Annotated in this window: 20 protein-coding genes and 2 rRNA genes (1 of these 22 running past the window's edge); 13 read left to right on the forward strand and 9 right to left on the reverse strand. The window is 47.0% G+C overall.

All coding sequences use genetic code 11. The annotated features are described in order from the left end of the window. The 5 genes from FCL45_RS22245 to tnpC form a co-directional block, all read left to right on the forward strand. Positions 1–147: ribosomal RNA gene (locus FCL45_RS22245) — 23S ribosomal RNA — on the forward strand; it begins 2,766 nt to the left of the window's first position. A 200-nt stretch (positions 148–347) separates the two neighbouring features. Then, a 5S ribosomal RNA gene (gene rrf, locus FCL45_RS22250) occupies positions 348–464 on the forward strand. A 206-nt stretch (positions 465–670) separates the two neighbouring features. Next, positions 671–1,009, forward strand: coding sequence for an IS66 family insertion sequence element accessory protein TnpA (gene tnpA / locus FCL45_RS22255; protein ID WP_136800063.1), 339 nt, complete (start codon positions 671–673; stop codon positions 1,007–1,009). Continuing rightward, positions 1,006–1,353: an IS66 family insertion sequence element accessory protein TnpB gene (gene tnpB, locus FCL45_RS22260; protein ID WP_136800062.1), complete on the forward strand. Its 348-nt coding sequence runs from the start codon at positions 1,006–1,008 to the stop codon at positions 1,351–1,353. Before tnpA ends, tnpB begins: the two co-directional genes overlap by 4 nt. A 62-nt stretch (positions 1,354–1,415) precedes the next feature. Continuing rightward, positions 1,416–2,987: an IS66 family transposase gene (tnpC, locus tag FCL45_RS22265; RefSeq protein ID WP_420811227.1), complete on the forward strand. Its 1,572-nt coding sequence runs from the start codon at positions 1,416–1,418 to the stop codon at positions 2,985–2,987. Between the two features lie 25 nt (positions 2,988–3,012). On the opposite strand, the gene FCL45_RS22270 is transcribed toward tnpC, so the two are convergent. Together FCL45_RS22270 and FCL45_RS22275 are read right to left on the reverse strand one after the other, a co-directional pair. Then, positions 3,013–3,186 carry a hypothetical protein gene (locus FCL45_RS22270; RefSeq protein ID WP_176360084.1) on the reverse strand — a complete coding sequence of 58 codons (174 nt, stop codon included), beginning with the start codon at positions 3,184–3,186 and terminating at the stop codon, positions 3,013–3,015. Positions 3,187–3,686: 500 nt separating this feature from the next. Beyond that, positions 3,687–4,124, reverse strand: a complete 438-nt coding sequence (locus FCL45_RS22275) for a TraR/DksA family transcriptional regulator (RefSeq protein ID WP_136795549.1) — start codon at positions 4,122–4,124, stop codon at positions 3,687–3,689. A 306-nt stretch (positions 4,125–4,430) separates the two neighbouring features. On the opposite strand from FCL45_RS22275, the gene FCL45_RS22280 reads away from it, so the two are divergent. The 3 genes from FCL45_RS22280 to FCL45_RS22290 all read left to right on the forward strand — a co-directional run bounded on the left by FCL45_RS22280 (position 4,431) and on the right by FCL45_RS22290 (position 9,063). Continuing rightward, a complete protein-coding gene (locus tag FCL45_RS22280) occupies positions 4,431–6,182 on the forward strand; it encodes an ABC transporter ATP-binding protein (RefSeq protein WP_136795550.1) in 1,752 nt (583 codons plus the stop codon). A gap of 172 nt (positions 6,183–6,354) precedes the next feature. Next, positions 6,355–7,380, forward strand: coding sequence for a bifunctional UDP-N-acetylglucosamine diphosphorylase/glucosamine-1-phosphate N-acetyltransferase GlmU (locus FCL45_RS22285; RefSeq protein WP_136795551.1), 1,026 nt, complete (start codon positions 6,355–6,357; stop codon positions 7,378–7,380). A gap of 393 nt (positions 7,381–7,773) precedes the next feature. After that, on the forward strand, positions 7,774–9,063 hold the full coding sequence (locus tag FCL45_RS22290) for an IMP cyclohydrolase (RefSeq protein WP_136795552.1): 1,290 nt from the start codon (positions 7,774–7,776) through the stop codon (positions 9,061–9,063). Between the two features lie 105 nt (positions 9,064–9,168). Here FCL45_RS22290 and FCL45_RS22295 read toward each other — a convergent pair whose 3' ends face one another. Next, positions 9,169–9,477: a lasso peptide biosynthesis PqqD family chaperone gene (locus FCL45_RS22295; protein ID WP_136795553.1), complete on the reverse strand. Its 309-nt coding sequence runs from the start codon at positions 9,475–9,477 to the stop codon at positions 9,169–9,171. A 111-nt stretch (positions 9,478–9,588) separates the two neighbouring features. Between FCL45_RS22295 and FCL45_RS22300 the strand changes: the two genes are divergently transcribed. Beyond that, complete coding sequence (locus FCL45_RS22300) at positions 9,589–9,957, forward strand: diacylglycerol kinase (protein ID WP_136795554.1); 369 nt, start codon at positions 9,589–9,591, stop codon at positions 9,955–9,957. Between the two features lie 26 nt (positions 9,958–9,983). On the opposite strand, the gene FCL45_RS22305 is transcribed toward FCL45_RS22300, so the two are convergent. From FCL45_RS22305 to FCL45_RS22315, 3 genes are all read right to left on the reverse strand, one after another. Beyond that, positions 9,984–10,952, reverse strand: a complete 969-nt coding sequence (locus FCL45_RS22305; protein ID WP_136795555.1) for a Gfo/Idh/MocA family protein — start codon at positions 10,950–10,952, stop codon at positions 9,984–9,986. 690 nt (positions 10,953–11,642) lie between these two features. Continuing rightward, entirely contained in the window at positions 11,643–12,638 is a 996-nt protein-coding gene (locus FCL45_RS22310) for a polyprenyl synthetase family protein (RefSeq protein WP_136795556.1), read from the reverse strand. Positions 12,639–12,669: 31 nt separating this feature from the next. Beyond that, positions 12,670–14,658, reverse strand: a complete 1,989-nt coding sequence (locus tag FCL45_RS22315) for a DNA repair helicase YoaA (protein WP_136795557.1) — start codon at positions 14,656–14,658, stop codon at positions 12,670–12,672. Positions 14,659–14,920: 262 nt separating this feature from the next. Between FCL45_RS22315 and FCL45_RS22320 the strand changes: the two genes are divergently transcribed. After that, positions 14,921–16,783, forward strand: coding sequence for a response regulator (locus FCL45_RS22320; protein WP_136795558.1), 1,863 nt, complete (start codon positions 14,921–14,923; stop codon positions 16,781–16,783). On the opposite strand, the gene FCL45_RS22325 is transcribed toward FCL45_RS22320, so the two are convergent. From FCL45_RS22325 to FCL45_RS22335, 3 genes are all read right to left on the reverse strand, one after another. Further along, a complete protein-coding gene (locus tag FCL45_RS22325; RefSeq protein WP_136795559.1) occupies positions 16,766–18,181 on the reverse strand; it encodes an MFS transporter in 1,416 nt (471 codons plus the stop codon). The genes FCL45_RS22320 and FCL45_RS22325 overlap by 18 nt on opposite strands. A 118-nt stretch (positions 18,182–18,299) precedes the next feature. Further along, positions 18,300–19,499 (reverse strand): porin, encoded by a 1,200-nt coding sequence (locus FCL45_RS22330; RefSeq protein WP_136795560.1) that lies wholly within the window; start codon positions 19,497–19,499, stop codon positions 18,300–18,302. 248 nt (positions 19,500–19,747) lie between these two features. After that, a complete protein-coding gene (locus FCL45_RS22335; RefSeq protein WP_136795561.1) occupies positions 19,748–21,487 on the reverse strand; it encodes an FG-GAP repeat domain-containing protein in 1,740 nt (579 codons plus the stop codon). 338 nt (positions 21,488–21,825) lie between these two features. Between FCL45_RS22335 and FCL45_RS22340 the strand changes: the two genes are divergently transcribed. The 3 genes from FCL45_RS22340 (at position 21,826) to FCL45_RS22350 (ending at position 25,162) form a co-directional block, all read left to right on the forward strand. Further along, on the forward strand, positions 21,826–22,395 hold the full coding sequence (locus FCL45_RS22340) for a hypothetical protein (RefSeq protein ID WP_136795562.1): 570 nt from the start codon (positions 21,826–21,828) through the stop codon (positions 22,393–22,395). A 245-nt stretch (positions 22,396–22,640) separates the two neighbouring features. Further along, a complete protein-coding gene (locus tag FCL45_RS22345; RefSeq protein WP_228721399.1) occupies positions 22,641–23,891 on the forward strand; it encodes a glycosyltransferase family protein in 1,251 nt (416 codons plus the stop codon). An 11-nt stretch (positions 23,892–23,902) separates the two neighbouring features. Next, the gene (locus FCL45_RS22350) at positions 23,903–25,162 is read left to right on the forward strand and encodes a glycosyltransferase family 4 protein (protein ID WP_136795564.1); all 1,260 of its coding nucleotides are present in this window, start codon (positions 23,903–23,905) and stop codon (positions 25,160–25,162) included. Positions 25,163–25,167 lie beyond the last annotated feature (5 nt).

Here is a 25,167-nt window from a genome sequence, read left to right on the forward strand (position 1 = left end):
TAAGCGGGAAGCCCACTCTAAGATGAGATTTCCCATGGCATTAGCCATCTGAAGGCTCGTTGTAGACTACAACGTTGATAGGTCAGGTGTGGAAGCGTGGCAACACGTGGAGCTAACTGATACTAATAAGCCGTGCGGCTTATCCACTTCTTTTGATTAAATACAACTACTACTACCCTACTATTCGATTATCGAACATTTTTGAATATTCGTCAGTATCTCTTAATTGATACGAACGTTCAGCAGCGCTCAATATTTTTACCAGCAGACCGGTTGGTTATACAACCAGGTATGCCGAGCGGGCTGATCGTGAAAAGATTGAGTGCTGATGAAGGTTCGCCGAATTTTTCGGCGGTCATAGCGAAGAGGCTCCACCCGTTCCCATTCCGAACACGGAAGTTAAGCTCTTCAGCGCCGATGGTACTGCATGGGAGACTGTGTGGGAGAGTAGGTCGCCGCCGATTCTTTATACAAAAGCCCCGATCAGATTATTTCTGGTCGGGGCTTTTTGTTGTGTAAATTGCGATTGAGCACTGGTCTGAGGGTAGAAGTCAGAAGCCAGAGGTAAAACGTAAAGCGTTCTTAAAGTAAGCGACCAATAAACCCCATCTTTTCAGTCCTATAAATTCATGTTCCAGTATGCCTCACCATAACCAAGGAGGTATACATCGTGAACGGCACAATCTCGAAACTACAGCAGAAGCAGGAATACTGGCAAAAACATATCACTGCTTGGCAATCAAGTAATCTGAGTCAGAAAACCTATTGTCAATCGCACGGCATTGCTCTGGCGACATTTGGCTACTGGAAGCGCAAACTAAAAAACCTGAATGATAGGCAGGTTGCGTTTTACCCACTTACTGTACCAGCAACACTTCCAGATAATCCTGTTACGGCTTCTCCTGCTAGCATCGCAGTACATGTCAATCGATTTAAGCTCGAAATTCAGAGTGACTTCTGCGCCGAACAATTGAAAAAAGCTGTGAAGACCCTGGAGCAGCTAACATGATTCCCACTCCAGCAAATGTCCGAGTCTACATTGCTCTCGGGGTTACCGATATGCGCAAGTCAATAAACGGTTTGTCTCTTCTTGTTGAAGATCAGTTTGACCTCGATCTTTTCTCGGGCAGTCTGTTCGCTTTCTGTAATAGGAAAAGGGATATGGTCAAGATCCTTTACTGGTATCAAAATGGTTTTTGCATCTGGCAAAAACGACTTGAGGCAGATGTCTTTCGTTGGCCGGAATCAGAAGAAGAGGTAATTGAAGTCCATGAAACTGCTTTGCAGTGGCTTTTACATGGGCTTGATGTGCAACAGGCTCACATGCAACTTAGCTACAATTCAGTATCATAATATTTATGGAAATATTGCTTGAACTAGCTGTTATGGCAATGTTTATGTGGTATATTGCACACATGAATTTCGATACAGCAAACCTTCCTGATGACCCGGCAGAACTCAAACGACTTCTCGTTGAAACCCAACGTCGTTACGAGCGGGAAACCGAGCTTTTACGAGAGCAGGTTCGTCTACTCTATGCCAAACTGTTTGGCAAAAAAAGTGAAAAAGGAGGAGCCGAAGCAGGCGTGATGCAACTGCCTCTCTTTGACATGCCTGAACCTGAGGTTGAGCCAGTTGCCGAGGTTGTTGAAGTCCCTGAACATACTCGAGCGAAACGAGGCCGCAAGCCGTTACCGGCTAACCTGCCCAGGGTCGAAATCGTACATGACATTCCCGAAGATGATAAAGTCTGCAATTGTGGGGCGGAGCTGGATCGTATAGGTGAGGATATTTCCGAAAAGTTGGATATCGTCCCAGCTATTATACGGGTTGTGCGTCATATTCGCCCTAAATATGCTTGTAAAGCCTGTGAAGGATTGGAGTCTGAAGGGCCAGTGGTGAAAATTGCACCACCGCCAAAGCAGATTATCAGCAAGGGAATTGCTACCGCGGGCTTACTCGCCCATATACTTACTGCAAAATTCTGTGATGCACTGCCATTTTACCGGCAGGAAAGACAATTTTCCCGGCTGGGAGCTGAAATACCCAGGGCAACCATGGCTAATTGGGCAATGAAAGCTGCCGGTGCCTGCACACCACTTCTTGAACTGCTGTGGCGAGAGATTCATTCCGGTCCGTTAATCAATATCGATGAAACCTCGGTTCAGGTTCTGGCTGAACCGGGGCGGTCACCAACAACTAAATCGTATATGTGGATATGTCGCGGTGGTGATCCACATCATCCCGGCCTGATCTATCATTATGCTCCAAGTCGTTCAGCCAAAATTGCAAGGGAGCTGCTTGCGGGATATCGTGGAGCCGTGCAATCAGATGGTTACGCTGGGTACGACTTTCTTGATACGCAACCGAATATTGCCCACGCTGGCTGTTGGGCTCATGTTCGCCGTAAATTTGTTGATGCACAAAAAGGTCGTGGCAAAACCAAAAAGGCGGGCAGCACCGATGTAGCGCTGAACTATATTCGACAAATTTATGCAATTGAAAAAGAGGCAGCTAAACAAGGTCTTGCAGATGAAGACCTGCTTGCCTTGCGTCGAAAAAAGGCTCGGCCGATTCTGGAAGATTTCTTCCTTTGGCTGAGCAAAAAGTCTAGCCAAGTGACACCGAAGAGTTTGCTTGGATCTGCGGTGAATTATACCCTCAACCAGTGGAAACGCTTATTGGTCTACCTCGATATTCCTGAAATGACGCCGGACAATAATGCCGCTGAGAACGCAATACGCCCATTTGTCGTTGGCAGAAAAAACTGGCTGTTTGCAGGAACACAGGAAGGTGCTAAGGCGAGCGCCGTGATCTATAGCCTGGTTGAAACAGCCAAGGCCAATAATTTGGAACCGTATAACTACCTTCGATATCTATTTGAAAAATTACCGTTTGCAGAATCTCGTTCAGAGCTGTTGAAACTTTTGCCGATGAATTTAAAAGCTGACGATCTACGAATAGCTGGAAATGTGAGTGGGGTTTAATTACCGCTTACTTCTTAAACACTTCTCACTTCTCCCCTCCCCCTATCTGTTCATGGCCAAAAGGTTTTTCTACAGTCATAGCGAAGAGGCTCCACCCGTTCCCATCACGAACACGGAAGTTTCCTGAAAAGTTCACCCCTTCGGTCGAGTCGATATGGCGCCGCTCGCTGCGTCGCTTGCGAGCCCGGTATATAGCCATATTACCGGGCTCACGTCTCCTTACCAGCAGCACCATCCCAACCCGTGACCTTCTCAGGATCAGCTCTTCAGCGCCGATGGTACTGCATGGGAGACTGTGTGGGAGAGTAGGTCGCCGCCGATTTTTTATACAAAAAGCCCCGATCAGATTATTTCTGATCGGGGCTTTTTGTTGTGTAAATTGCGATTGAGCACTGGTCTGAGGGTAGAAGTCAGAAGCCAGAGGTAAAACGTAAAGCGTTCTTAAACACTTCTCACTTCTCCCCTCCCCCTATCTGTTCACGGCCAAAATGTTTTTCTACAGTCATAGCGAAGAGGCTCCGCCCTTTCCCATCACAAACACGGAAGTTTCCTGAAAAGTTCACCCCTTCGGTCGGGTCGAGATGGCGCCGCTCGCTGCGTCGCTTATCTATCGCCGATGGTACTGCATGGGAAACTGTGTGGGAGGCAGGGTCGCCGCCAATTCTTTATACATAAACAAAAAAATCAAACTGTACCTTTCTATATCACACACGATGTGACAGCAAACCGTTGATGGCCACTCGCTTTACGCTCATACATTTCCTGCACGTCAACACTCATTGTCGCCACTGGACGAGCAAGCAATCGCCTCAAACCGATTTCTTCACCACTCACTTCACAATAGCCATATTCCCGATCTGCAATTCGTTCAAGCGCATAATCGATATCCCGTATCAATTTCTGCTGTCGATGTCTCGTCTGCAAGTCTCGGCTCATATCTGTGTGATTTGAGCTTTGGTCTACCGGATCCGGCTTACGAATATTGGTCTCTTTTAAGTTTTTTGAAAAACCTGCAATTGAAGCCACCAGTTCAACTCGCCGTGTGACAAGCTGAACTCTGAAAAATTCGAGTTGACGCTCATTCATGTACTCTTCATCTTCAGTTGGCCGGTACTCTTTGATCCTCTGTGCTGCCATTACTCCCTCCTTCGCATTTATATATCCGCTTTTGAAAATAATGTTCGATGATCAGTCAACCTGGAGCACTACTGTTTTATTCCTGTCCTATCCTTGTATCTGGTCTCTTTTAGCTTTCTGTTAATTACAGGTAAGAAAATACCCTTTTTCTATTCCTTTTTTGAATGTGGCGTCTGGCGAGGCTCCGTTTAAATTTCTTTCTGCGTAAAATTGTTATGTTACCCGATGGCACTATGGAGCTATCCATGCTAATCTGGGGCCCAATATAGCACTAACCATGATGCAAATTTCTTACCACAGGCCCAAATGAGTCGAATATCTCAATATATAGCACTTGCTGGAACTATAACTCCCAAACGTGGTGTTCTCCTTCTACTCATTGGCCTGATGCTCATTGAAAATGGTCTTGCATTATGCACTCCATGGATTGCCGGACAACTGACCAACACCATCTTAACAGACAGCTCTGATTCGATTTTTTCATATCAACAAATATTAGGTATCTGGTTTTTAATAATTATCGTCCAAACCATTTTTGGCTATTTTCACGGCGTTTTGTCCTCTACCACCAGTGAAAGAATGCTTACCAGAATGCGAAACAGGATTTATACGCATCTGCAAAGTTTGCCGTTATCATTTCACAATGAACGCAAGCACGGTGAGACGCTCGCACTGATTACCAATGAAAGCGCGATCATCAGCTTTTTCGTTACTGGCACCTTAATAAGTATTTTGCCACAATTGCTTACCGCTGCTGGTGCAGTTCTCTGCGTCGCACTGATTAGCCCTCTTATCGCTTCACTCATCACATTTCTGGTTCCAATTTTTTTTATCGCCATAAAACTGCTGGGGCGGCAAATCAGACCTATTTCCAAAAAACTCATGGATCAATATGCAGCTACCTTCTCTCTTGCTGAAGAGAACCTCGGAGCGCTTGCACTCATAAAAGCATCTAACAGAGAGCGTCATGAAAACCAGAGATTTACGGCCAGCAATGAACGACTTTTCAACCTCAACGCTCAATACATTCGAGAACAAGGCCGGTTAGCACCTGTTATAAAATTCCTGGCCACCTCAATAGTCCTTCTCATTCTATTTCTGGCAGGTGAGCATATTGCTTCTGGTGCTATCAGCACTGGAGAGATAGTCACTGTAGTGATGTATGGTATGCTGCTTACCCAGCCCATCAGCAGGCTTGCCGACATTTATGGCCAGATCCAGCGTACCAGAAGTGCAGCCGACAAATTATTGGATGTTCTGCACCTCGCCCCCGAAGATCTCGATGGCGGCCCACCGCTTCAGACAGTTGACGGTACAATTTCTTTTGATCGAGTATGCTTTTCCTACCCTGGACGAACGACTATCATCAATGATTTTTCTCTTTCCATTTCCAAAGGGGAACTGATAGCTATTGTTGGTGAAAACGGTTCCGGAAAATCCACGATTGCTCACCTTCTCATGCGCCTCTATTCCCCGGACAAAGGTACCATCACCATAGATGGTACAGACATTTCCAGTGTTTCCCTGAATAGCCTGCGCAGGCAGATTGGTTATGTCCAGCAAAACGTGATGCTTTTCAACACCACGGTTAAAGACAACATCCGTTTCGCCAGGCCTGATGCCAGTGATGAGGAAATTCTCAAGGCAGCACACGCATCTCACTCCAGTAAGTTTATTTCCGAACTTCCTGGCGGTTTTGATACCATCATAGGTGATCACGGTGTTAAACTTTCGGGTGGCCAGAAACAAAGGCTTTCGCTTGCACGCGCATTGCTTATGAATTCACCAATACTCATTCTGGATGAAGCAACAGCAATGTTCGACCCGGAAGGTGAGATAGCTTTTTTGCAGGAAAACCGCCCTGCATTTCAGCAAAAAACCGTAATTATCATTACGCACAGACCAGCCAGCCTGCAATTAGCCGATAGAATCATCCATATCGACAAGGGACGTCTGGTTCATATCGAAGAACCGGCACTTGCAAAAAACTCATGTCACTCGTATAACTTGCAGGATTCTTATTTACCGTCTCAATCCGCTCAACCGAATTTCTCGTAAGTTTTTTGCAGAAACAATGAAACGGATGCGATTTTCAGCCAAATCTGCAATTCGCTTCTACTTCAGTATTTTGGTAGTAACCAGATACTCCCGCTGACGGGTATCCTCCCTGCCCCTGCATGAGCTGATAAGAAATCCGGGAAAAACGCTGAATATCTATCAGAGGAAATCAATGGGTAACACAACACCACTATCAATAATCATACTCGCTGCCGGCAAAGGCACCCGGATGAAGTCCTTAAAAGCCAAGGTATTGCACCCTGTCTTCGGGGCACCGATGGTCCACCATGTATTGGATGCAGCCAACGGCTTACAGGCTGCACACACCATTGTCATTGTCGGTCATCAAAAGGAAGAAGTTATTGCAGCTTTGCCACAGTATGATATCACCCCGGTAACCCAAGAAGAGCAACTGGGAACAGGTCATGCCGTTCTGATTGCCGAGGATTCAGTACCCGTTGATGTGGAAACCGTCATGGTTCTTTGCGGCGACACTCCGCTGATACAACCGGATACCCTCATTGAGATGTATAATAAGCATACTGAATCGGGTGCTGTCCTTACGGTGATGACGACCATGCTGGACAATCCCAAAAACTATGGCAGGATTTTGAGTGATGCCAATCAGAGAGTTCTTGGCATAGTCGAAGAAAAAGACGCCTCCAGTGAACAGAAAAAAATCTCTGAGATCAACGCCGGGATCTATTGCGTAAAACGTAAATTTCTCTTTCAGGCCTTAAAACAAGTTGGCACCGATAACAGCCAGGGTGAAGTGTATTTGACCGATATCGTAGCCATTGCTGTGCATCAGGATCTTCTGGTAGAGAAATACATTGCTCCAAGAAGTGGTGACGTTCTTGGCGTCAATTCCCGGGTGGAACTTGCCCAGGCCGACCGTGAGCTACAGAAACGAAGAAACGAGGCTGTCATGATGGAGGGTGTTACACTTCAATTGCCCGAAACTATAACAATATCAAACGACTCAACTGTTGGTGGTGATAGTCTGATCGAAAAAGGTGTCACAATCACCAAATCTTGCACCGTCGGCGAGCAGTGCCTTATCCGTCAGGGAGTTATCTTAAGAAATTGCCAGGTTGGGAACAATGTTATAGTAGGAGCCTATTCGGTTCTTGAAGACGTCACGATTGCAGACGATACAGCAGTGGCGCCCTACTCTACCTCCATTATTGCAGATTAGGGCTGACTCATAGGCTCCGGTACAGATATCGGAAAAGTGGCAAGGCGATCCTGTAAACATCATTGGTTTGACGCTGCTTCATACCGGCAGACCCATGGCCGTGCTTGACATGAAAATACCGCTGTGCCAAGCTGTTATCTAAAGCGGACCATACCAATCCTACGCCAGAGACATGCCGTATGTTCACCGATGGAGAATCGAGACCTTGCATACCTTCCTGAACAGCCGGAACGCTAAAGTTCAGGTCTGAATAGGTTGTATTTCAATTTCACCAAATACAGATATTGGTGGTATAGTAGAGTAATTTACTTCAATAACTGATCGTAATATTGTAGACAATACACTTCTTAAATTCTCAGCCTTATTTCCATTCAATAGATTACGGAGCCTACCATGAGCGACCTGAAAAAAATGTACTCCACCATACTTGGTGATCAGTTCCCGATGGAGATGACCATCAGCTTTGGTGACCAAAAGCTTGTCTACAAAAAACGGACCTGGAAAATCACAGGTGAAGACGGCACCATAGAAGAGCGCGGTATCCGCTACGGTGAAAACCCTGACCAGGAGGCCGCCCTCTATGAGCTGGTGAACGGTAACCTCGCCCTCGGCGACTGCAAATACATTGAGGCCGGCAATGGCCTGGTCTCATCCATCGCTGTTGAGGATATGCTTCAGGTCGGCAAGCACCCTGGCAAAATCAACCTCACCGATATTGATAACGGTTTAAATATTCTCAAATACCTGGTGGATAAACCTGCTGCGGTAATACTCAAGCATAATAATCCATGTGGAGCTGCCTATGGTGCAACAATGGCAGATGCTTTCAACCGCGCAAACCGTGCAGACAGAATTGCCGCCTTCGGCGGAGCTGTGGTTATGAGCCGTGCTTGTGATCTTGCTACAGCCGAACTCCTTGCCGGTAACTACCTTGAAGTTGTCTGTGCCCCTGAGTTTGAAGAGGGAACTCTTGAAATTCTCTCACGCCGCAAGAATCTGCGAATTATCAAGATGGACCGAATTGATCGTCTCAGCGATTTCGAGAAGCACCGTTTTGTAGACTTCAAGAGTCTCATTGATGGTGGCATCATCGCCCAGCAGTCAGCCGTTAATTCAATCCGCTCCTTAAGCGATCTACAGCCTGCCGTTTCCACCTGGAAAGGCCAGGAGTATAAATGTGAACGGCAACCTACCCCGCAGGAAATCGATGATATGATTTTCGGCTGGGCCATTGAGCACGGTGTTACCTCCAACTCTGTTCTTTATGTTAAAGATGGTTGCACCGTCGGCATCGGCACCGGTGAGCAAGATCGGGTTGGTGTGGCTGAAATTGCGGTTCATAAAGCATATATCAAGTATGCGGATATCATCTGTTTCGACACCCACAACATTTCCTATGCTGACCTTGTGCTGGCTATCAGTAAAGGTGAGAAGAAAATCGAAGAAAAAGAAGAGATCGACGCCAAAGTCCAGGCCGATCGAGCCGGTTTGCCTGGTTGCACAATGATCTCGGATGCATTTTTCCCATTCAGGGATGGTGCTGACGTGGGAATCAAGCAAGGCATTACCGCAATTCTCCAGGCAGGTGGTTCCATGCGTGATTTTGAAACCATTGAGGCCTGCAACGAAGCCGATCCCAAAGTGGCGATGATGTATACCGGCCAGCGCTCTTTTAAGCACTGATCCGCTCAAAATAATTTACCTGTATCGGCAACGAAAAAAGCAGCCCCTTTTAAAAGGAGCTGCTTTTTTGGTGTGCTTCAGACTGTTGCCACTGAGCTATCGTATTTAATCGATACGAACGGTTACCAGTCCACGATCGTGAAGGTCAGCCAGAAAGTCCAGAACATCTTGCCGGCACTCCTCCTGCTCCACCTCATACTCCGATAGAATTTTATCGATAATGTTTTTTACAAGCACCGGTTGCTCCAGAACATTCCAGATAATCGTACCTATGGAATCGAGAGAGCTGTAGCCTCCTGTCTGAGTGTCCAATATAACGGTTTCACCATCAAGCTCTGTAGAAAGTTTTCCTTCCGAACGCTGAATGCGGACAACATGCAGATTTTCATTGTCACTTGAAAACACTTTAGTCATAATAACGTACCAGTTTTTCAAATATTTCTTAAAAAATCTTAGCTATTAATGCTGCAGGTAATCAGACCACAGCAACAACCTGGTCGCCTATCCAGCAAATTACAGTCTACTATGAAATCCAACAAACGAGGTTTATCTCGCGTCTTTGCAGCATTTTTTTACTCCATGGCAGGAATTCGCTCCGGCCTGAATCATGAAGAGGCTTTCCGTCAGGAAGTTCTTCTGTTTCTGCTGCTGCTGCCTGCTCTTTATCTGATTCCGGTATCAATCGAATTCAAGGCACTTCTCTTCTCAGCAAATTGTCTGGTATTAGTAGTCGAGCTTCTGAATTCCGCCATTGAATCCGTCGTAGATCTGGTCTCCCCGGATTACAACATCTATGCCAAGAGGGCCAAGGATATGGGAAGCGCCGCAGTACTTCTCTCCATCGCCCTTTCGGGAATTCTCTGGTTGGTTGCACTCTATACTGTCTATTTCTAAACCGGCAAATCCCTGACCACAGGCTGCTACAGTGAAACCCACCCTCCTGTTCTGGCTGAACGCAAACAGGCATCACAAACTTTTACTGTATAGAGACCATCCTCACCAGAGACTGGATTCGGGATTTTGCCCAATAAAAAATCCCTCCAGTCTGTGAGCAGATGTAAAATAGTGGGCGAAGGTTTGAACTGTTCCTCCTCTGTCTTTTGGGCTCCAACGATCCTGCTGATTCGGTGAAAAATCTGTTCACCATGGAGCTGGCCTTCCTGACAGATAAATTCCCAACGTCCGCTCCTGGCATTTCCAACTTTCGAGACATCCACGGTACCGATCGTTCCATCTTCGAATTCAGCCAGCATCGTTACCAGGTCTTCCAACCGTTTGCCGTGGAAAGACCTTGCTGCTGCAATCACCCGTGTAATCTTCTGACCGGTAATAACTCTCAGGGAATCAAAAATATGGACTGCGGTGTGTATAACTACGCCCGCACCAGCCTCATCCGGATCATCATGCCAGGCGAGGGAAGATGGTTCTATGCGTTGGTTTACCGCAAAAGAATGCAGTTTACCCATAGTTGGTAACTGGTACTGAAGCGCTTGTATGACAGGGTTATAGCGAAGTGTCTGACCAACTGTAAGCTGGGATTTTTGTGCCTCCAGCACCGCCACAATCTCCCCGGCCTCGCCACCGTTTCTCCCCAGCGGTTTCTCCATCAGCAGCGGTTTACCAAGCTCAGCACAATATCTGGCAATATCCAGGTTAATTTTGGGAGGAACTACAGCAATAATAGCCTGAACTTCCTCGTTGGACACAAGTTCACGCCAGTCGTCATGGAACGTTGCGCCCCACTCTTTCGCCTGTTCTTTTCCGTTTATGGAACGGCGGCTGGTTGCCGCAAGAACGAGCCCCTCCACATCGTTCACCACGTGGTTCGCATAACGAGAACCGTGCGTACCTGTGCCGATAATGCCTACTCGAATCGTGTTGTCTGCCATGAATCACTCCTTTTTTGCGCTATGAAGAAGCATTGTTTTTGTGATCCAGCAAGAAAACAAACTGACCGTAATTCCGTATCCCACACTCTTTACCAGAGTTTTAATTCTATGAGATAGAGCTAGCGTATGAGGTATCGGACCACCCTGGTATATCAAGCTGTTCGCTGATCGTTACCGGTTAGCCCGAATTTTTCATGTTCTTTTGATTGCGCTAAAGAATAGGCAATTGTTTTAGGACAGTGCCATAATTCAATTGCTCTCGTTATTCAACAAGATGTTATCGCAGGTTCGTCTATGTGACGACAGTTTCTAGACAACTCAGTTAGTTAGCCAACAACCATGTTTTACTGCCAAACACCCCACAATCTGACGCAGTCTGTTCTAATGATTAATCAGGCTAACACCGTTCGAAAGAAAATAACATAACCAACAGCACCCACTGTAATCAGCAGCAAGGTAAGCAGCGAGATAACTATGAGGAGCGACTTGATCGGAAAAGATCGGCTCTTCTTTTTTTGAGATACTCTTTTTCTGCCGGCAGTAGATTGAGACCGGGCAGCTCTGGTTTTGCTTTTTGTCGCTTTCCTGACTGTTGTCTTTTGATTAGTTGCCATTACAGGATACTATCGAAGTCTATCGGAAGAATAGGAAAATATTTTCTTATTAGGTATCAATCGTCTGATTAGAAGTCTACTTGTTACGACTCAAAACATAGTAGGCAAGACCGATGAGAACATCTTTTTCGGCTGAAGCTGTTTCGTCCCCAAAGATTTCCAACGCCTTTACCGCCTTGGCCACAGCCTCTTCGGCCCGGTGCCTGGTTTCAGTAAAACCATCATACTTCACAATCAGCCTGTGAACCTTGTCGAACCCGGCTTCGCGATGTTCTGGAGAGGCAATAATTTTCTCCAACTCCTCCTTATCTGCCTGGTCGGCTCTTGATAAGGCAATGATAAGCGGCAAGGTCATTTTTCCTTCTGCCAGGTCGTTGCCCACTGCTTTACCTGTGTTGACCTGATCGCCATTATAATCGAGCAAATCGTCAACCATCTGAAAAGCGCAACCAAGGCCGACTCCATAATCACGCAAAGCCATACGCTGCTCCGGACTTGCTCCGCCATAGATTGCTCCAACCTCACAGGACGCAGCAATCAGCACACCAGTTTTGCCCATGATTGCATCATAATAGTCAAGCTCACTGAGGTTCAGTTGGGAGGCATTACGCAGCTGCATGAATTCGCCATCAACCATTCCGGCAGTGGCTCCGCAAAATACACGAAGCCCTTCGTCACCGACCAGTTTACCTACGATTTCCATGGAACGGGCATGGAGAAAATCACCAGCCAGGATGGCAGAAATAATACCGAATTTTTTATAAACAGAGGGATGCCCCCTTCTGGTATCGGCGTTATCAATGACATCATCGTGAAAAAGGGTTGCTGCGTGCAGATACTCGAAAGCGGTAGCTAACGAGTAGACGTCACGGCTGTTGCAACCACAAATCCTTGCAGCAAGAACAACAAGCAGTGGTCGCACTCGTTTGCCGCCCTGGAGCAGGCCATAGCGGAGTACCTCTGTAAGTAACGGATCCACGGTGCCCTGCAGTCGATCTATGTCATCCCCAATGACCGTATCTATGGTCTGTGATTCAGCCACAATAGCAGCCATCAGTTGTTGTTTTTCCATCTGTATTTCTACCCGTTTCTACAAAATCTGTTTATTTATCTTCAGAGGATGACGATGCAAAAAAGTCGGCAATTGGCGAGAGCTTCCGAACAATGGGTGATGACGGCAAACTCTGTCTGAATCGTCGACCGTAGCCCTTGGTAAAGAGCCGCACATCCATAATCGCGATGACTCCCCTATCTGTTGCAGCCCTCATCAATCTGCCCACTCCCTGTCGCAGGGTCAAGACAGCACGTGGCACCTGAAAATCAAAAAATGCGTTACCGCCCTGCTCATTGATAGATTCAATTCGTGCCTGAATCACCGGATCTGACGGCACTTCGAAAGGAAGTTTATCTATGATAACGCAGCTTAAAGAATCGCCCTGGACGTCTACACCTTCCCAGAAACTTGCTACAGCTACCAGTACAGAGTTATTCGTTTCCCTGAAACTTTTCAAGAGCGCATTTCTCGCCCCTCTCCCCTGCACCAGTACAGGATATTCCAATTCCTGCTCCAGATGTGCTGCCAGGTGCTCCATGCCACGAAAACTTGTACAGAGCACCAGCCCCCTGCCTTTACTCAGTTTCAGGATTTCAGTCACCTGTTCCGCAACACGCTGTTGAAAGTTCTGATCGGAAGGTTCTGGGAAACTTAACGGCGGGATGTAGAGCTTTGTCCTGTTCTGGTAATCGAAAGGAGACGGAAATCTGAGAAACTCCACAGAATCATCAAGCCCAAGCCGCTTCCGCATATAACTGAAATTGCCGCCGGAAGAAAGTGTTGCGGAAGTCAATACACACCATTCCACCGTACGATACAGGGTGCGCTGCAAGAGGTTATCCACATTGATTGGTGTGGCTGAGATTGCCACTGACCGCTCACGACGCTCATACCAGTAAACGAAACTACTTCCTTCCATACCTGTTTGTTGTTCAGAAAGTGAATCCGGCAACGCTATCGACAACAGATTCGAACGCAACTCAAGAGCTCTGTTCTCAAGCGTAGCCCAACCATCTCCTGCACTTTGCATCAAGCCCGCTTCTTCAGCCATACGCTGGATACCCCTGGCGAGCAACTCAACTTCAGTACGCCAGGCAGATTGGGAAAACTGGCTGAGGAATTCCTTGAGATGAAATTTTCCTACTGATGCCGGGAACAGTGATGCAAACTCATCAGTCCGGGTTTTGAGCCCTCGTGCCATGGCGAGTATACGCTCTGTACCCTGTGGATCAAGATCTTGCTCAGCCTGCCTTTCCATATCGGCCAACAGATCAATGAGTTGATACTGGCTGAATGATTTACCGAAAAAGGAAGTTGCCACATTCTCAATGTGATGGGCTTCATCAAAAATGACTCCCTCATATCTTGGCAGTACTTCACCGTAGCCTGCCTGCCGTATGGCCAGATCAGAAAAGAACAGATGATGGTTAACAATCAGTACCGAGGCTGAGCCAGCCTGTTTTCTGAGCTGATTGACGAAACAGAGTGCTCCTTCAGGGCAGTCACCTCCGAGGCACTGATTGGAATGGGCGGAGATTTTGGGCCACAAAGGGGATCGCTCGGAGAGCCACTCCAACTCTGCACGGTCACCTGTTTCAGTTGTGATGAGCCAATCATCAATGCTATCGATTTCTTTTTCTTCAAACAGTGATTGCTGGCCAGTTGAGCGATGCTGGTACCAACGATACAAACATAAATAGTTTTGCCTGCCTTTGATACAGAGAGCGGGTACTTTTTTGCCGAGAACCTTTTCAATTAAAGGGATCTCTTTGTTCATGATCTGATCCTGCAGGTTCAGCGTTGCAGTCGAGATCACGACCCTTTGCCCACTCTCAATGGCAGGTACCAGATATGCAAGGGTTTTCCCTATACCGGTCTCAGCCTCGACTACCAGAATCCGACCGTGCTCCTGCTCGTACTCGTTCGAATCGTGGATAAGCGCAGCAACGGCTTCGGACATTGCCCGTTGCCCATCCCTGGGTTCAAAATCATCAAGGTATTGAGCCAGAAGCCCTGTTGGGGAGAAGAAATCAGACATACCTGGGCTGCCTATTGTAGCTGTTTAGCCTGTTGGCCATTTTTCAATATGGAGGAAGTGATCAATACATTTCAAAAAACAATCGGTCGAGTATACAATAGAAAAACAAACAGGAGTAGGCGAAATTCTCATTTCCCCAAAGCTGTGAAGAGAGATGCGGCTTCATCTCTGACGAAAATTCGCCTCGCGATCGTATTGAGTGTTCTTCAACAAACCGTGCAGCAGAGACCTTGATAGCAGACGGATAAGGGTAGCCTCCACCATGGTCAAACTCCTCAGCAGACAAGTTTCAGAGCTCAACCACTCAGCAATGGACCTGCTGGACGAGGATGAATTTGTCGTCATTGTCGAAGATTCCCCTGAGATCGTCGTTCTGCTGAGTCGCTACATGAATACCCTCGGATTAAGGGTTCTCACTGCAGGTAATGCCACGGAACTCTACACCCTCCTTGAAACCAGCAAAGTCGCGCTCATCCTGCTCGATATCGGCCTCCCGGACAAGGATGGCATAGAGATACTTAAAGATCTGGTACCACGATACCCTGATCTCGGCATCATCATGGTCACAGGATCAACCGATCTTGCCACTGCGCTCGATTGCCTCCGCGACGGTGCTGATGACTACCTCACTAAACCCGTGCGCCTTGATCTTTTTAACCATGTTGTAACGTCCACTCTGCAAAAAAGACGACTGGCCATTGAAAACAGAACCTTTCAGCGTAAACTTGAAGCCACCAATTATCGCACCCAGTTTCTTCACCGCCTGAACCTGAAAATGAACACGGTCTATCTCAACAATGTTGAATTAACCGGTATACTCCAAGCCATATTGGTTGGCATCACTTCTGAAGAAGGTCTGCGGTTCAACCGCGCCTTTCTGGCACTATTGGATGAAGATGACAAGCGCCTTATAGGCCGTCTGGCTCTCGGACCAGCCTGCCGTGAGGAAGCGGTCAGGGTCTGGGATGCTATCAGGGAAAACGATTTAAACCTTCAGGATATTATCAACCGTATACAATCAACAGACACCGAGGGCGATGAGGCTGTCAGCAAAATAGCCCGACAATTGCAGATTCCCATAACAGAAGAAAACAATGTACTCATTGCATCATGCCTGCAGAAAAAAACCATAGTTGTCAACAATGGCAGGGCGGAGCACTACGATGTTCCGGAGGAAATGCTGAAAATCCTCAATCACGATACCTTTGCGGTGGTTCCGCTATTGTCCCCATCCCGTTCTTTAGGGGTTATCCTGGTTGACAACTTCGTCACCAGAAAGCCCATCACCAGTGAAGATCTACACTCCCTTGAGGTTTTCGCAAGCCAGGCCAGTCTTGCAATTGAACACAGTCATCTGTACGAAGATATGATGAGCAAAATAGACGAACTGGAAGAGGTGACCCAGGAACTTGAACTGAATAAGGATTTGCTCGTTGCCTCAGAGAGATATTCGGCTGTCGGTCATATGTCGGCACAACTTGTTCATATCATAAGAAATCCAGTAACTTCCATCGGGGGTACGGCACGAATGCTGGCCAGAAAGATAGACGACGGCTATATCCTCAACTTTCTGAACCTGATACGAAAAGAAGCAGCGAAAATAGAAGCAACGCTGGAAGAACTCTTTAGTTTCGTCGAAGAGACAGAACTCAATATTGCCCCCCACTCACTGTATCCCCTGCTACGCCGTTCGGTGATGATTTTCTATACCACCATGAAAAAGAGCAGCATCCGTTATAACCTCGATCTACCCGGCCAAAGTCCCTTGGTTATGGTGGATGGTGGTCGGCTTCGACAGGTCTTTCTCCAATTAGTTAAAAACGGTATAGAAGCGATGCCGGACGGTGGTGAACTAACAGTCGAATGCAGAGCAACAGAGGCAGAGATAGTGGTACGGATAATAGATACCGGAAGAGGTACAGGTGGAGCAACATTAAGTCAACTTACAGATCCTTTTTTTACCACCAAAACCTATGGGACAGGAATGGGCCTTACCCTGGTACAAAAGATTATCGACCTGCATCATGGGAAGTTTTCTCTGGAACACAAGGAAGGAAACGGAGTAATCGCCACGGTCACCCTACCCAAAGAAGTCAAATCAGATACGTCAACTTCTGAGCAGTGAACAAATGACACCGGCAATTAATAGCATGAGGGCAATGGTCATTGTCTGTTGCTGAGCATGAATGAAAGCATTGATATGCAACTGAGAGTTAACCATAAATGTATTGAGGCTGGCTCCATGGGAATGCTTCTCAAAGAAATAGGAGAAAGCACCGGTAGCAACTCCCGCTCCGGTTAACATGCCGAAATTTCTCGCTGTAGCGAGAATTCCCGATGTTATTCCGGCAAAACGGTCTTCTACCCTGGTCAAAACTGAAGCGGAATTTGGTGACAAAAAGACGGACTGCCCCGCGCCAAGGACCACCAGTATCAGAAACAAGGTACTGGATGCAGTGTCGGCACTCACCCTGCTCAACAAAAAAACCGAACTGCAACTCAGCAATAAACCCGTTGTGGAGATTACTCTGGCACTGCCGAGACGATCATAAAGCCATCCGGAAAATGGTGATACAATTACCAGACTCACCGGCACAGCCATCATTATCAGGCCGATTTCGGAGGGTTCGAAGACTTTCACCAGCTTGAGGAAAAAAGGTACCAGAATGATAACCATAAAAAGGGCTGCAAAGGATAATGAGGCTGCAGCGGCACCGGTCCAGTAATATCTTTTTCTCAGTAGCGACAGTGGGAGAATCGGGCTTGAAGCGTGTGTCTCAATTACCAGGAAGGTTACCAAAAAAAATAGCAGAAAAAATAGCAGAAACCAGCTGTTTATAAAATCATTGTCCGTCAGGAGCAGTACATAACAGCCTACCAGCAACACCCAGGCCAGAGCGCCTTTCCAGTCTGCTGTTTCATGGTTTTTAGTTCCCAGTAATGAGTTTTGCCCCTTCATATCCAGCAGTTTTTTACAACCGAGCAGGAAAATCATCGCAGCCAAGGGGACGGAAATTACAAAAATCGCCCTCCAGGAAACATATTGCAACAACATGCCGCTGATTATCGGTCCACTCATGAGGCCAAATGATGTGGCGATACCGACCAGACCAAGGGTGCCACCCAGACTTGCCGCAGGGCTGGTAAGCTTTAAAATAGCTGGCCCGGCAGCCATTATCATGGCAGCACCAAGAGCCTGGAGCAAGCGGCAACCAATGAGAATATGGAATTCAGGTGAAATACTGCAGCCAAGAGCGCCGAGAACGAATATGGTTATCCCGGCCAGGTAAATTCGAATAGGCCCGAATCTATCAGCGACCCGTCCCCAGACAACCAGGGAAGAGGTGATCACCATCAAATAGACCAACACCACCAACTGCACCTGACTCATGGCAACATTAAAATGCAGCATGATCTCAGGGAGGGCAACATTGATCATGGAACTGTCCATGGTGGAGAGCAGCACTCCACCCGCAACCATTACGAGTGCATGCCAGCGGCTGTTGAGTAGTGTTCGTTCCATATCTAACTGTTGCCTATTACATTGAATTTCACAACCCTTTTTGCCAAACGCAAAAAGGCGGGCTTCCCGAAGGAAACCCGCCTTAAAAGACTCGGTTCTAATTTAGATAAGGATCAAATTAGAAAGAAATCTCGAGGGACAGACCAACACCGAAAGGATCGTCTTCGGTGAGGTCATCGGTGTCGCCGTAAGCGATGATACCGTTCAGCTTAGCGCCATCGGTCACTGCGTAGGAAGCGGTTGCACCGATTTCCCATACGGTAGCGTCAGAAGCTTCGGGGTCATAAGCGTCAATATCGATTATAGAAGCAACTGCACCGAGGGTCAGCTTCTCAGAAGCCTTGAAGGTCGGGTTAACAACGAGGAACAGGGTCTCACCTTCCGCACTGAGGTTAGGACCGGTAGCAATCTGGCTGTAATCGTTGAAAATGGCGAACGGACCGAAGTCAGCAGCATCCCACTGGTAACCGTCGAAGGTGGCACCGGCCATTGCGTATACAGAGGCAGGACCAACTGGGATGGTGGCGCCAGCGTAGATACCGAAACCATCATCGATGCCATTGATTTCCTCGTCCTGGTAGGCAAGCTCTGCCTCTACAGCGATATCGCCGAAAGCACCGGTAACTTTAGCGGTTGCCGCGAGTCCATCACTGTCCTCGTTGACGTCATCGATCACATAGTAACCACCCAGATTCATAGCCCAGCCACCAGAGAAACTCTGGTTGAGGAGGAAACCGAGACGGGTAATATCGTCGTCATTGGTGGTGTTGTATACAGTATCTGCATCCAATCCAATAACATCATTACCGTCATCATCAACACCGATATCAGTTACGGTAATCTCAGTTCCGGTAGCCAGGTTCTCATCTACGATATCGTAGAATACAACCAGTCCAGTGTTGTCATTGGTGTACTTCACCTGAACGCCCTCTGCACGACCGTCGAAGAAGAGGAACGGGGTGATGTCACGAACCATGCGACCAGCCTCTACGGTCACCGGACCGAAAGGTACACCGATGTAAGCGTAGTCAGCAGCAAACTGACCTTCCTTCTCACCCTCACCGAATGTACCGTCAGAGTACTTGATACGAGATTTCATGTATGCGCCACCCTTAGTGGTAGCCTCTACCTTCACACGTACACGCGAGTTCCAACGAGTATCGCTGTCGCTTATCTTACCTTCTCTGAACTCGTCGTAGTTGTCCTGATAGTAAAAACGTGCACGAGCGTCTCCGCTGAACTTGAACTCTGCCATAGCAGTGGTAGCCATGGTACCTACCAGCATAAGGCCGGCAGCAGCAACAATAACTTTTTTCATCTCTTTTCTCCTTAAGGATTATACGCCCCACAACGAGGCCTGTTGTATAATTTGCCAAGGCTCCAATCCCCAGCAAAGTCTTTTACAATACTTACAAAAGTTACAGAGATTATTAGCCGCGAGCGGCAAAGGTGTCAAGGTTTTTTTACCTTAGGTAAAATTTTTTATACTTTTTATTGCACCTTCCTGAAATGGTTTATGAAACCAAATCCAAACCACAACATACAACTGGAGTTCTGTTCAATTTTTTATTCCTGCTCTACAAGGTCGAGTACATAGCGTAACAGCTTACTTTTACTGCGCATAGAGAGACCAAACATAAAATTGTCCGGGATTTGGCTGATATATAAAGTGCTCACACTATCACCCGAAAAAGGTCTGAAAGAGCTATGTACGGAATCAATAAAATCATAATCGGCTATATAACCGTCAATTTTATTGGTCTGCCAGACTTCAACCATCTCGGTTTCATTCCAGCTCAAGCCAACGACCTTGCCGCCATCGTATTCTCTGAAATTGACCATGGCCATTGGCGTGGTTCTTTCATTATTTGCAACAATGATCTCCTGCTTGCCATCACCGTTTAAATCGGCGGTCAGCAGTCTGGTTGGGATGAAAAGCACCTGGCGTTCCGCCTTGGCATCATCTCCCTTGCCGATCATGTCTTTTATCGAGGTCGTAGCACTCTGCGCCGGTCCAAAGAAATTACGGCTGCCGCCATAATTTTTTTCGCTCACATACATCAGGCTGTTGCTGCTGTCGTAGACCAGCAATTTCTCCCTGCTGTCGATGGCTACAATCTCAGCTGAGCCGTTACCATCAAGATCCGCCCATATGAAATCAAAAAGTCGAAGATTACGTGGTAAAGCAAGGTCTGTGCTCTTTTTTATCCCGGTAAATCCTTCGCCCAGTTCCAGGGAGACGACTTTTTCGCCGATATAACCTCTACGCGGGTCAGTATTCCCTATCTGACCAGCAAGAATTGCCCCCACACCAGGCTGAACCATCGGCCGTATATACCAATCAATGTCTGTGAGTAACGGAATTAGCCCTGTGGCAGCGTCCCATCTGAAAATGGCTGAGGCCACAGATTTTCCTTTGTTGCCGCTCACATAAATCTCGACATTGCCGTTGCCATCGAGATCGGCAACATTTACAGCATGTATCTTATAGTTCTTAGGAAATGCATATCCCCCGAGTTTCACAAAACGGGTATCGTCGAACCGAAAAATTTCCACAGCAGTTCTTGAAGCAGCTACAACCTCCAGATTACCGTCGCCATTCAGGTCCGCACTGGCCATGGAGACCAGCATAGAGGGCAGATCAGAGCTTTTCCGCACACCAAGGGCTCGAACAGCCACCCCATCTTCAGCAGTGATAGAGCCGCCATAAACACCCTTTTTAAATACTTTTTCAGGATGCTCGGTACTAAATGCCTCAATGCCGGTAGAACCTGAAGAAACATTCGCAGCAACAGCCGGAGATCTGTCGGATACCCCAAGTGCACGTACCGCAATATCCTCTACCAGATGCTCCACTGATTCCAGTATATGATCTTCGCTCACTGCAAGTGAAGTAAAAGTTCCTCCGCCAGAGGCCGCGATATCATTACCGGCTACGTTGATTTGGATTTTCAGGCCAGTCTGCAGTGAATAGAGCGCACCGGAAACAAGATAGTCGGTATTGAGGTTATGCAAAACCTGCAGATACTCACCATCTTCCATATCATCCTTGTTCAACAGGATAATATCATCAGCAGTCAACACTTTATCCACAACCTCAATACCCTCTTTTACTGCAAGCCGGGTAGAAAGCATGGTTCTGATGCTGTCGGTCAAGTAGCTAAAATCGCCACTTGAGTCTCCGTTAAACGGCAGTACAATAATTCGCACATCTTTTGCCTGGGCGGCTTGAGTGTTAGACGTAATTCCGATGATTATCAGGAATACTGTGAAAAGTGCCGCTAAAAATTTGTTCTTATCGATCATATGAACACCTGTACAGATCACTAATAGTATTTAATGGTGGGCTTAGAAAAATCTTTTTAAGGCTGTACCTATATCTCACTTTCCGACCTTCAGCAAGAGAACTCTTCCTCCCCAAAGATCCCCGCTTTACGCCAAATTTTCAGGAGGTTCAGCCAAATTTCTGAATTATCTCTTTAATACCTTTATCTTCAGCCAATTTTAGCCTTGACATTTTGTCTTTTCAGATCCATTATGTAATTTCAGTATAATTTTTTGTACCTGAGCTTGACATTCGGAATACATGTTACGTATACTTAAGTCAAACTCCAAGCAAACAGACGTAAGTAGTAAACAGGACCATGATAAATCATAGAAAATTCACATACAGCCTGGTACTTGGCACACTGCTCAGCTTGAGTGCGGCAACGCAGCTCATTTTCTGCGATAGCGCCAATGCCGCTGATCTGGAAACGCACAGCGTATACAAGGTTACCACATATGACCTTGGTGCATTGCTCGGTGAGGCAGAGCAATCCGGACTGAGAATTCGAAACTATGAACCATTGCTTATTACCGGCACCAAATCGGATATTTTATCCGGGGATCCGCTAAAAACCACATCTCTTGCCGCTCAGCCCGACCAGGAACCCATTAAAGGATTTGCAATCGCGGCAGAGTACAGTGCAACTGCAAATTTCACCGTACAGGGTGCACTCGGTTTTGCCCAGAACCGATGGCAGACAGATCAAGTAAGCAATGAAGGGAGCTGGGAAGCCAATCTTGGCCTTGTATACAGATTTCTGGATAACCTGAGTTACGAGATACATTTCGGCTACATGGAGACGGGCGATCTTTTTAAAGAGCGCAGCACCTATAGTGATATAGAAAATATTATCATGGTCAGCAACAAACTCACCATGAGCTTTTAACAGCTAACAAGCTGACTTACCTATCAAATATAAAGCCCATTATCCGCATTCGGATAATAGGCTTTTTTCGTCTATTGCCTCATCATCACTTCACGCTGTTTTTAGGGGAATAATTCTGCGGCCAACCCTGTCTCATTTCGACAAACAGGCGCTTGACAATTATCTTACCGTGAGATAAACGTTTAAAACCATCTCCCCCCGAACGTCAGGCAACATATTAAATTCCTTTACTATTGGTGATGCAGTTGGGTGATTCTTCGACCTTTAATATATTGATGTATTCCCACGACACATATGGGCTGGGCCATATCCGTCGTACCATGGCCATAGCAAGCCATCTGCGTAGTGAGAATACCAATGTCCTGATCCTTACCGGATCTCCAATCGCTGGGCGCTTTCCATTTCCCGAGCAAGTTGACTTCGTTCGTATCCCCGGAATGATCAAAAAGACCAACGATGACTATCAATCCCTTTCCATTCGCATTGAGCAGGAACAGGCACTGAGCATTCGTACCAATATAATTCTGGCCACTGCAAAAACTTTTCGCCCGGATCTGTTCATTGTCGATAAAGAGCCCCATGGCCTGAAAAAAGAAGTGCTGCCGACCCTGGAATGGCTGAAAACAGACAGTCCTAAAACCACATCTATTCTTGGCCTGAGAGATATTCTCGATGATGACACCACCATCCGCCAGGACTGGCAGGCAAAAGGTGTCTATCAATCGCTGGAAAATCTCTATGACCAAATATGGGTGTATGGAGACCAGGATATTTATGACCCTATCAGTCATTATCAGATACCTGAAAGTGTTCAGCACAAGGTAACCTTTACCGGTTATATCCCGCGCAAAACCCTGCCGACCAATACCTGGAGCAAAGTGAGAAAACGTTACCGGATTCTCGACACTGATCTTTTTGTACTGGTAACCACAGGTGGCGGCGGTGATGGCAAAGAGGTGGTTGAACATTTTCTGGCCATGCACGATTACTATCCTACCTCACTGCCTTTCAAATCGATTATCATCACCGGCCCATTCATGCCTAAAGAGCAGCGCTACAAAATCCAGGCCCGTGCCAAGCAGCACGGCATAAAAACACTTCACTTTCATCCTCGAATTGAAGAACTGATAAATGCATCTGACCTCGTTATCTCGATGGGTGGCTATAATACCATTTGTGAAATTCTTACTCAGAAAACCCCAGCCCTGATCGTCCCCAGAGAAACTCCCAGGAAAGAACAGCTGATTCGGGCAACCTGCCTTGAGACCAAAGGACTTCTCGACTACATCCCATGGAGCGAAGTCACGCCCCAATTGCTGAGGGAAAAAATCTTCTCTATGATCCAAAACCGCACCAGTTATGTCTCGGCAATGAACAGTTTCCAACTTTCAGGTCTTGCTACCATGCAGTCTCAACTTGAGTCGCTGCAACAGACGACTCTTAAGCAGACCACGTTTTCGCCGGCGCTGACACACGACCATTCAAACGATTCCTGATTCCTACTTAAATGAATTACACAACTTCCAAGATTGCATATATATTGAAAGGGTACCCCAGAATTTCTGAGACTTTTATTTCCAATGAGATTCTGCAGCTGGAACAACACGGCTTTTCCCTGAGAATTTTCTCCATGCGGCATCCACGGGAAAACTTTAGTCACGATTCTGTAAAGAAAATCAAAGCTCGAGTCGACTATCTGCCGACAGAACTTTTGCTTGATTTCCCCAGACTCATCACTCCAAATATTTTTCTTGCGGCTCAATGCCCTTCCGCATATCGCGCTGCTCTCAAACTCGCCAGACGCAGGTTCAACAGGACCAGAAAACTCGCTACGTTAAAGCATATGCTGCAAGCAGGGTATATGACATGGCACTTTCTACGCACTGACTCCACCATACATCATCTACACGGCCACTTTGCCCATTCTCCCACCTCGGTTACGATGTTTGCGGCAATTCTTGCCAATAAACCATTTAGTTTCACCGCTCATGCCAAGGATATCTACACCTCAAACCCCAACCAACTGGCCGAGAAAATTGAAGCGGCTGATTTCGTAGTAACCTGCACCCAGGCTAACGAAAAATATCTTCAGTCAATCTCGGGTGGATGCAACACGCCAATACACTGCATTTACCATGGTATTGATCTGGCTCTCTTTAACAATATCAAGCAACCGCATCCGGTCCGGGAACCATACAAGTTTTTTACCATCGCAAGGCTTACCGAGAAAAAAGGGCTGCCAACCCTCTACCAGGCACTGGCAATCCTCAAGCAACAGGGAGTGGCTTTCAATCATGTTCTCATCGGTGACGGTGACGACAGAGAAAAAATTCTCGATCTTATCTGTACGCTTAATTTGACCGATTCGTGTTCCTGGCTTGGCACCCGCACTCACGATGACGTCCTCACCCAGTTCAGCCAGACAGACCTTTTTATACTGCCCTGTGAGATCGCAGAAAACGGAGATCGCGATGGTATTCCCAATGTGTTGGTTGAGAGTCTTGCCATGGGGGTACCTGCCATTTCGACCAATGTTTCTGCAATCCCGGAAATCATCATAGACGGGCAGACTGGTCGAACAGTCGAGCCTCGTAATCCTGATCAGCTCGCCAGGGCAATACTTGAGATCATGGAAGACGAATCTCTCAGAAATACCTTTATCAGCAACGGTAAAGAATGGGTGAACGAACGCTTCGACAATACGCGTTGGCTGCTGAAACTGGCAGAGATCTTCGAAAATCAACCGCACCTGAGAATGATCAACTGAAGGCA

Source organism: Desulfosediminicola ganghwensis (genome assembly GCF_005116675.2).
Taxonomy (GTDB): domain Bacteria; phylum Desulfobacterota; class Desulfobulbia; order Desulfobulbales; family Desulfocapsaceae; genus Desulfopila; species Desulfopila ganghwensis.

Coding starts and splice junctions, on each gene's coding strand:
- tnpB (WP_136800062.1), top strand. CDS start 1,006: ATGATTCCCACTCCAGCAAATGTCCGAGTCTACATTGCTCTCGGGGTT.
- tnpC (WP_420811227.1), top strand. CDS start 1,416: ATGAATTTCGATACAGCAAACCTTCCTGATGACCCGGCAGAACTCAAA.
- FCL45_RS22270 (WP_176360084.1), bottom strand. CDS start 3,186: ATGGCTATATACCGGGCTCGCAAGCGACGCAGCGAGCGGCGCCATATC.
- FCL45_RS22275 (WP_136795549.1), bottom strand. CDS start 4,124: ATGGCAGCACAGAGGATCAAAGAGTACCGGCCAACTGAAGATGAAGAG.
- FCL45_RS22280 (WP_136795550.1), top strand. CDS start 4,431: ATGAGTCGAATATCTCAATATATAGCACTTGCTGGAACTATAACTCCC.
- FCL45_RS22285 (WP_136795551.1), top strand. CDS start 6,355: ATGGGTAACACAACACCACTATCAATAATCATACTCGCTGCCGGCAAA.
- FCL45_RS22290 (WP_136795552.1), top strand. CDS start 7,774: ATGAGCGACCTGAAAAAAATGTACTCCACCATACTTGGTGATCAGTTC.
- FCL45_RS22295 (WP_136795553.1), bottom strand. CDS start 9,477: ATGACTAAAGTGTTTTCAAGTGACAATGAAAATCTGCATGTTGTCCGC.
- FCL45_RS22300 (WP_136795554.1), top strand. CDS start 9,589: ATGAAATCCAACAAACGAGGTTTATCTCGCGTCTTTGCAGCATTTTTT.
- FCL45_RS22305 (WP_136795555.1), bottom strand. CDS start 10,952: ATGGCAGACAACACGATTCGAGTAGGCATTATCGGCACAGGTACGCAC.
- FCL45_RS22310 (WP_136795556.1), bottom strand. CDS start 12,638: ATGGAAAAACAACAACTGATGGCTGCTATTGTGGCTGAATCACAGACC.
- FCL45_RS22315 (WP_136795557.1), bottom strand. CDS start 14,658: ATGTCTGATTTCTTCTCCCCAACAGGGCTTCTGGCTCAATACCTTGAT.
- FCL45_RS22320 (WP_136795558.1), top strand. CDS start 14,921: ATGGTCAAACTCCTCAGCAGACAAGTTTCAGAGCTCAACCACTCAGCA.
- FCL45_RS22325 (WP_136795559.1), bottom strand. CDS start 18,181: ATGGAACGAACACTACTCAACAGCCGCTGGCATGCACTCGTAATGGTT.
- FCL45_RS22330 (WP_136795560.1), bottom strand. CDS start 19,499: ATGAAAAAAGTTATTGTTGCTGCTGCCGGCCTTATGCTGGTAGGTACC.
- FCL45_RS22335 (WP_136795561.1), bottom strand. CDS start 21,487: ATGATCGATAAGAACAAATTTTTAGCGGCACTTTTCACAGTATTCCTG.
- FCL45_RS22340 (WP_136795562.1), top strand. CDS start 21,826: ATGATAAATCATAGAAAATTCACATACAGCCTGGTACTTGGCACACTG.
- FCL45_RS22350 (WP_136795564.1), top strand. CDS start 23,903: ATGAATTACACAACTTCCAAGATTGCATATATATTGAAAGGGTACCCC.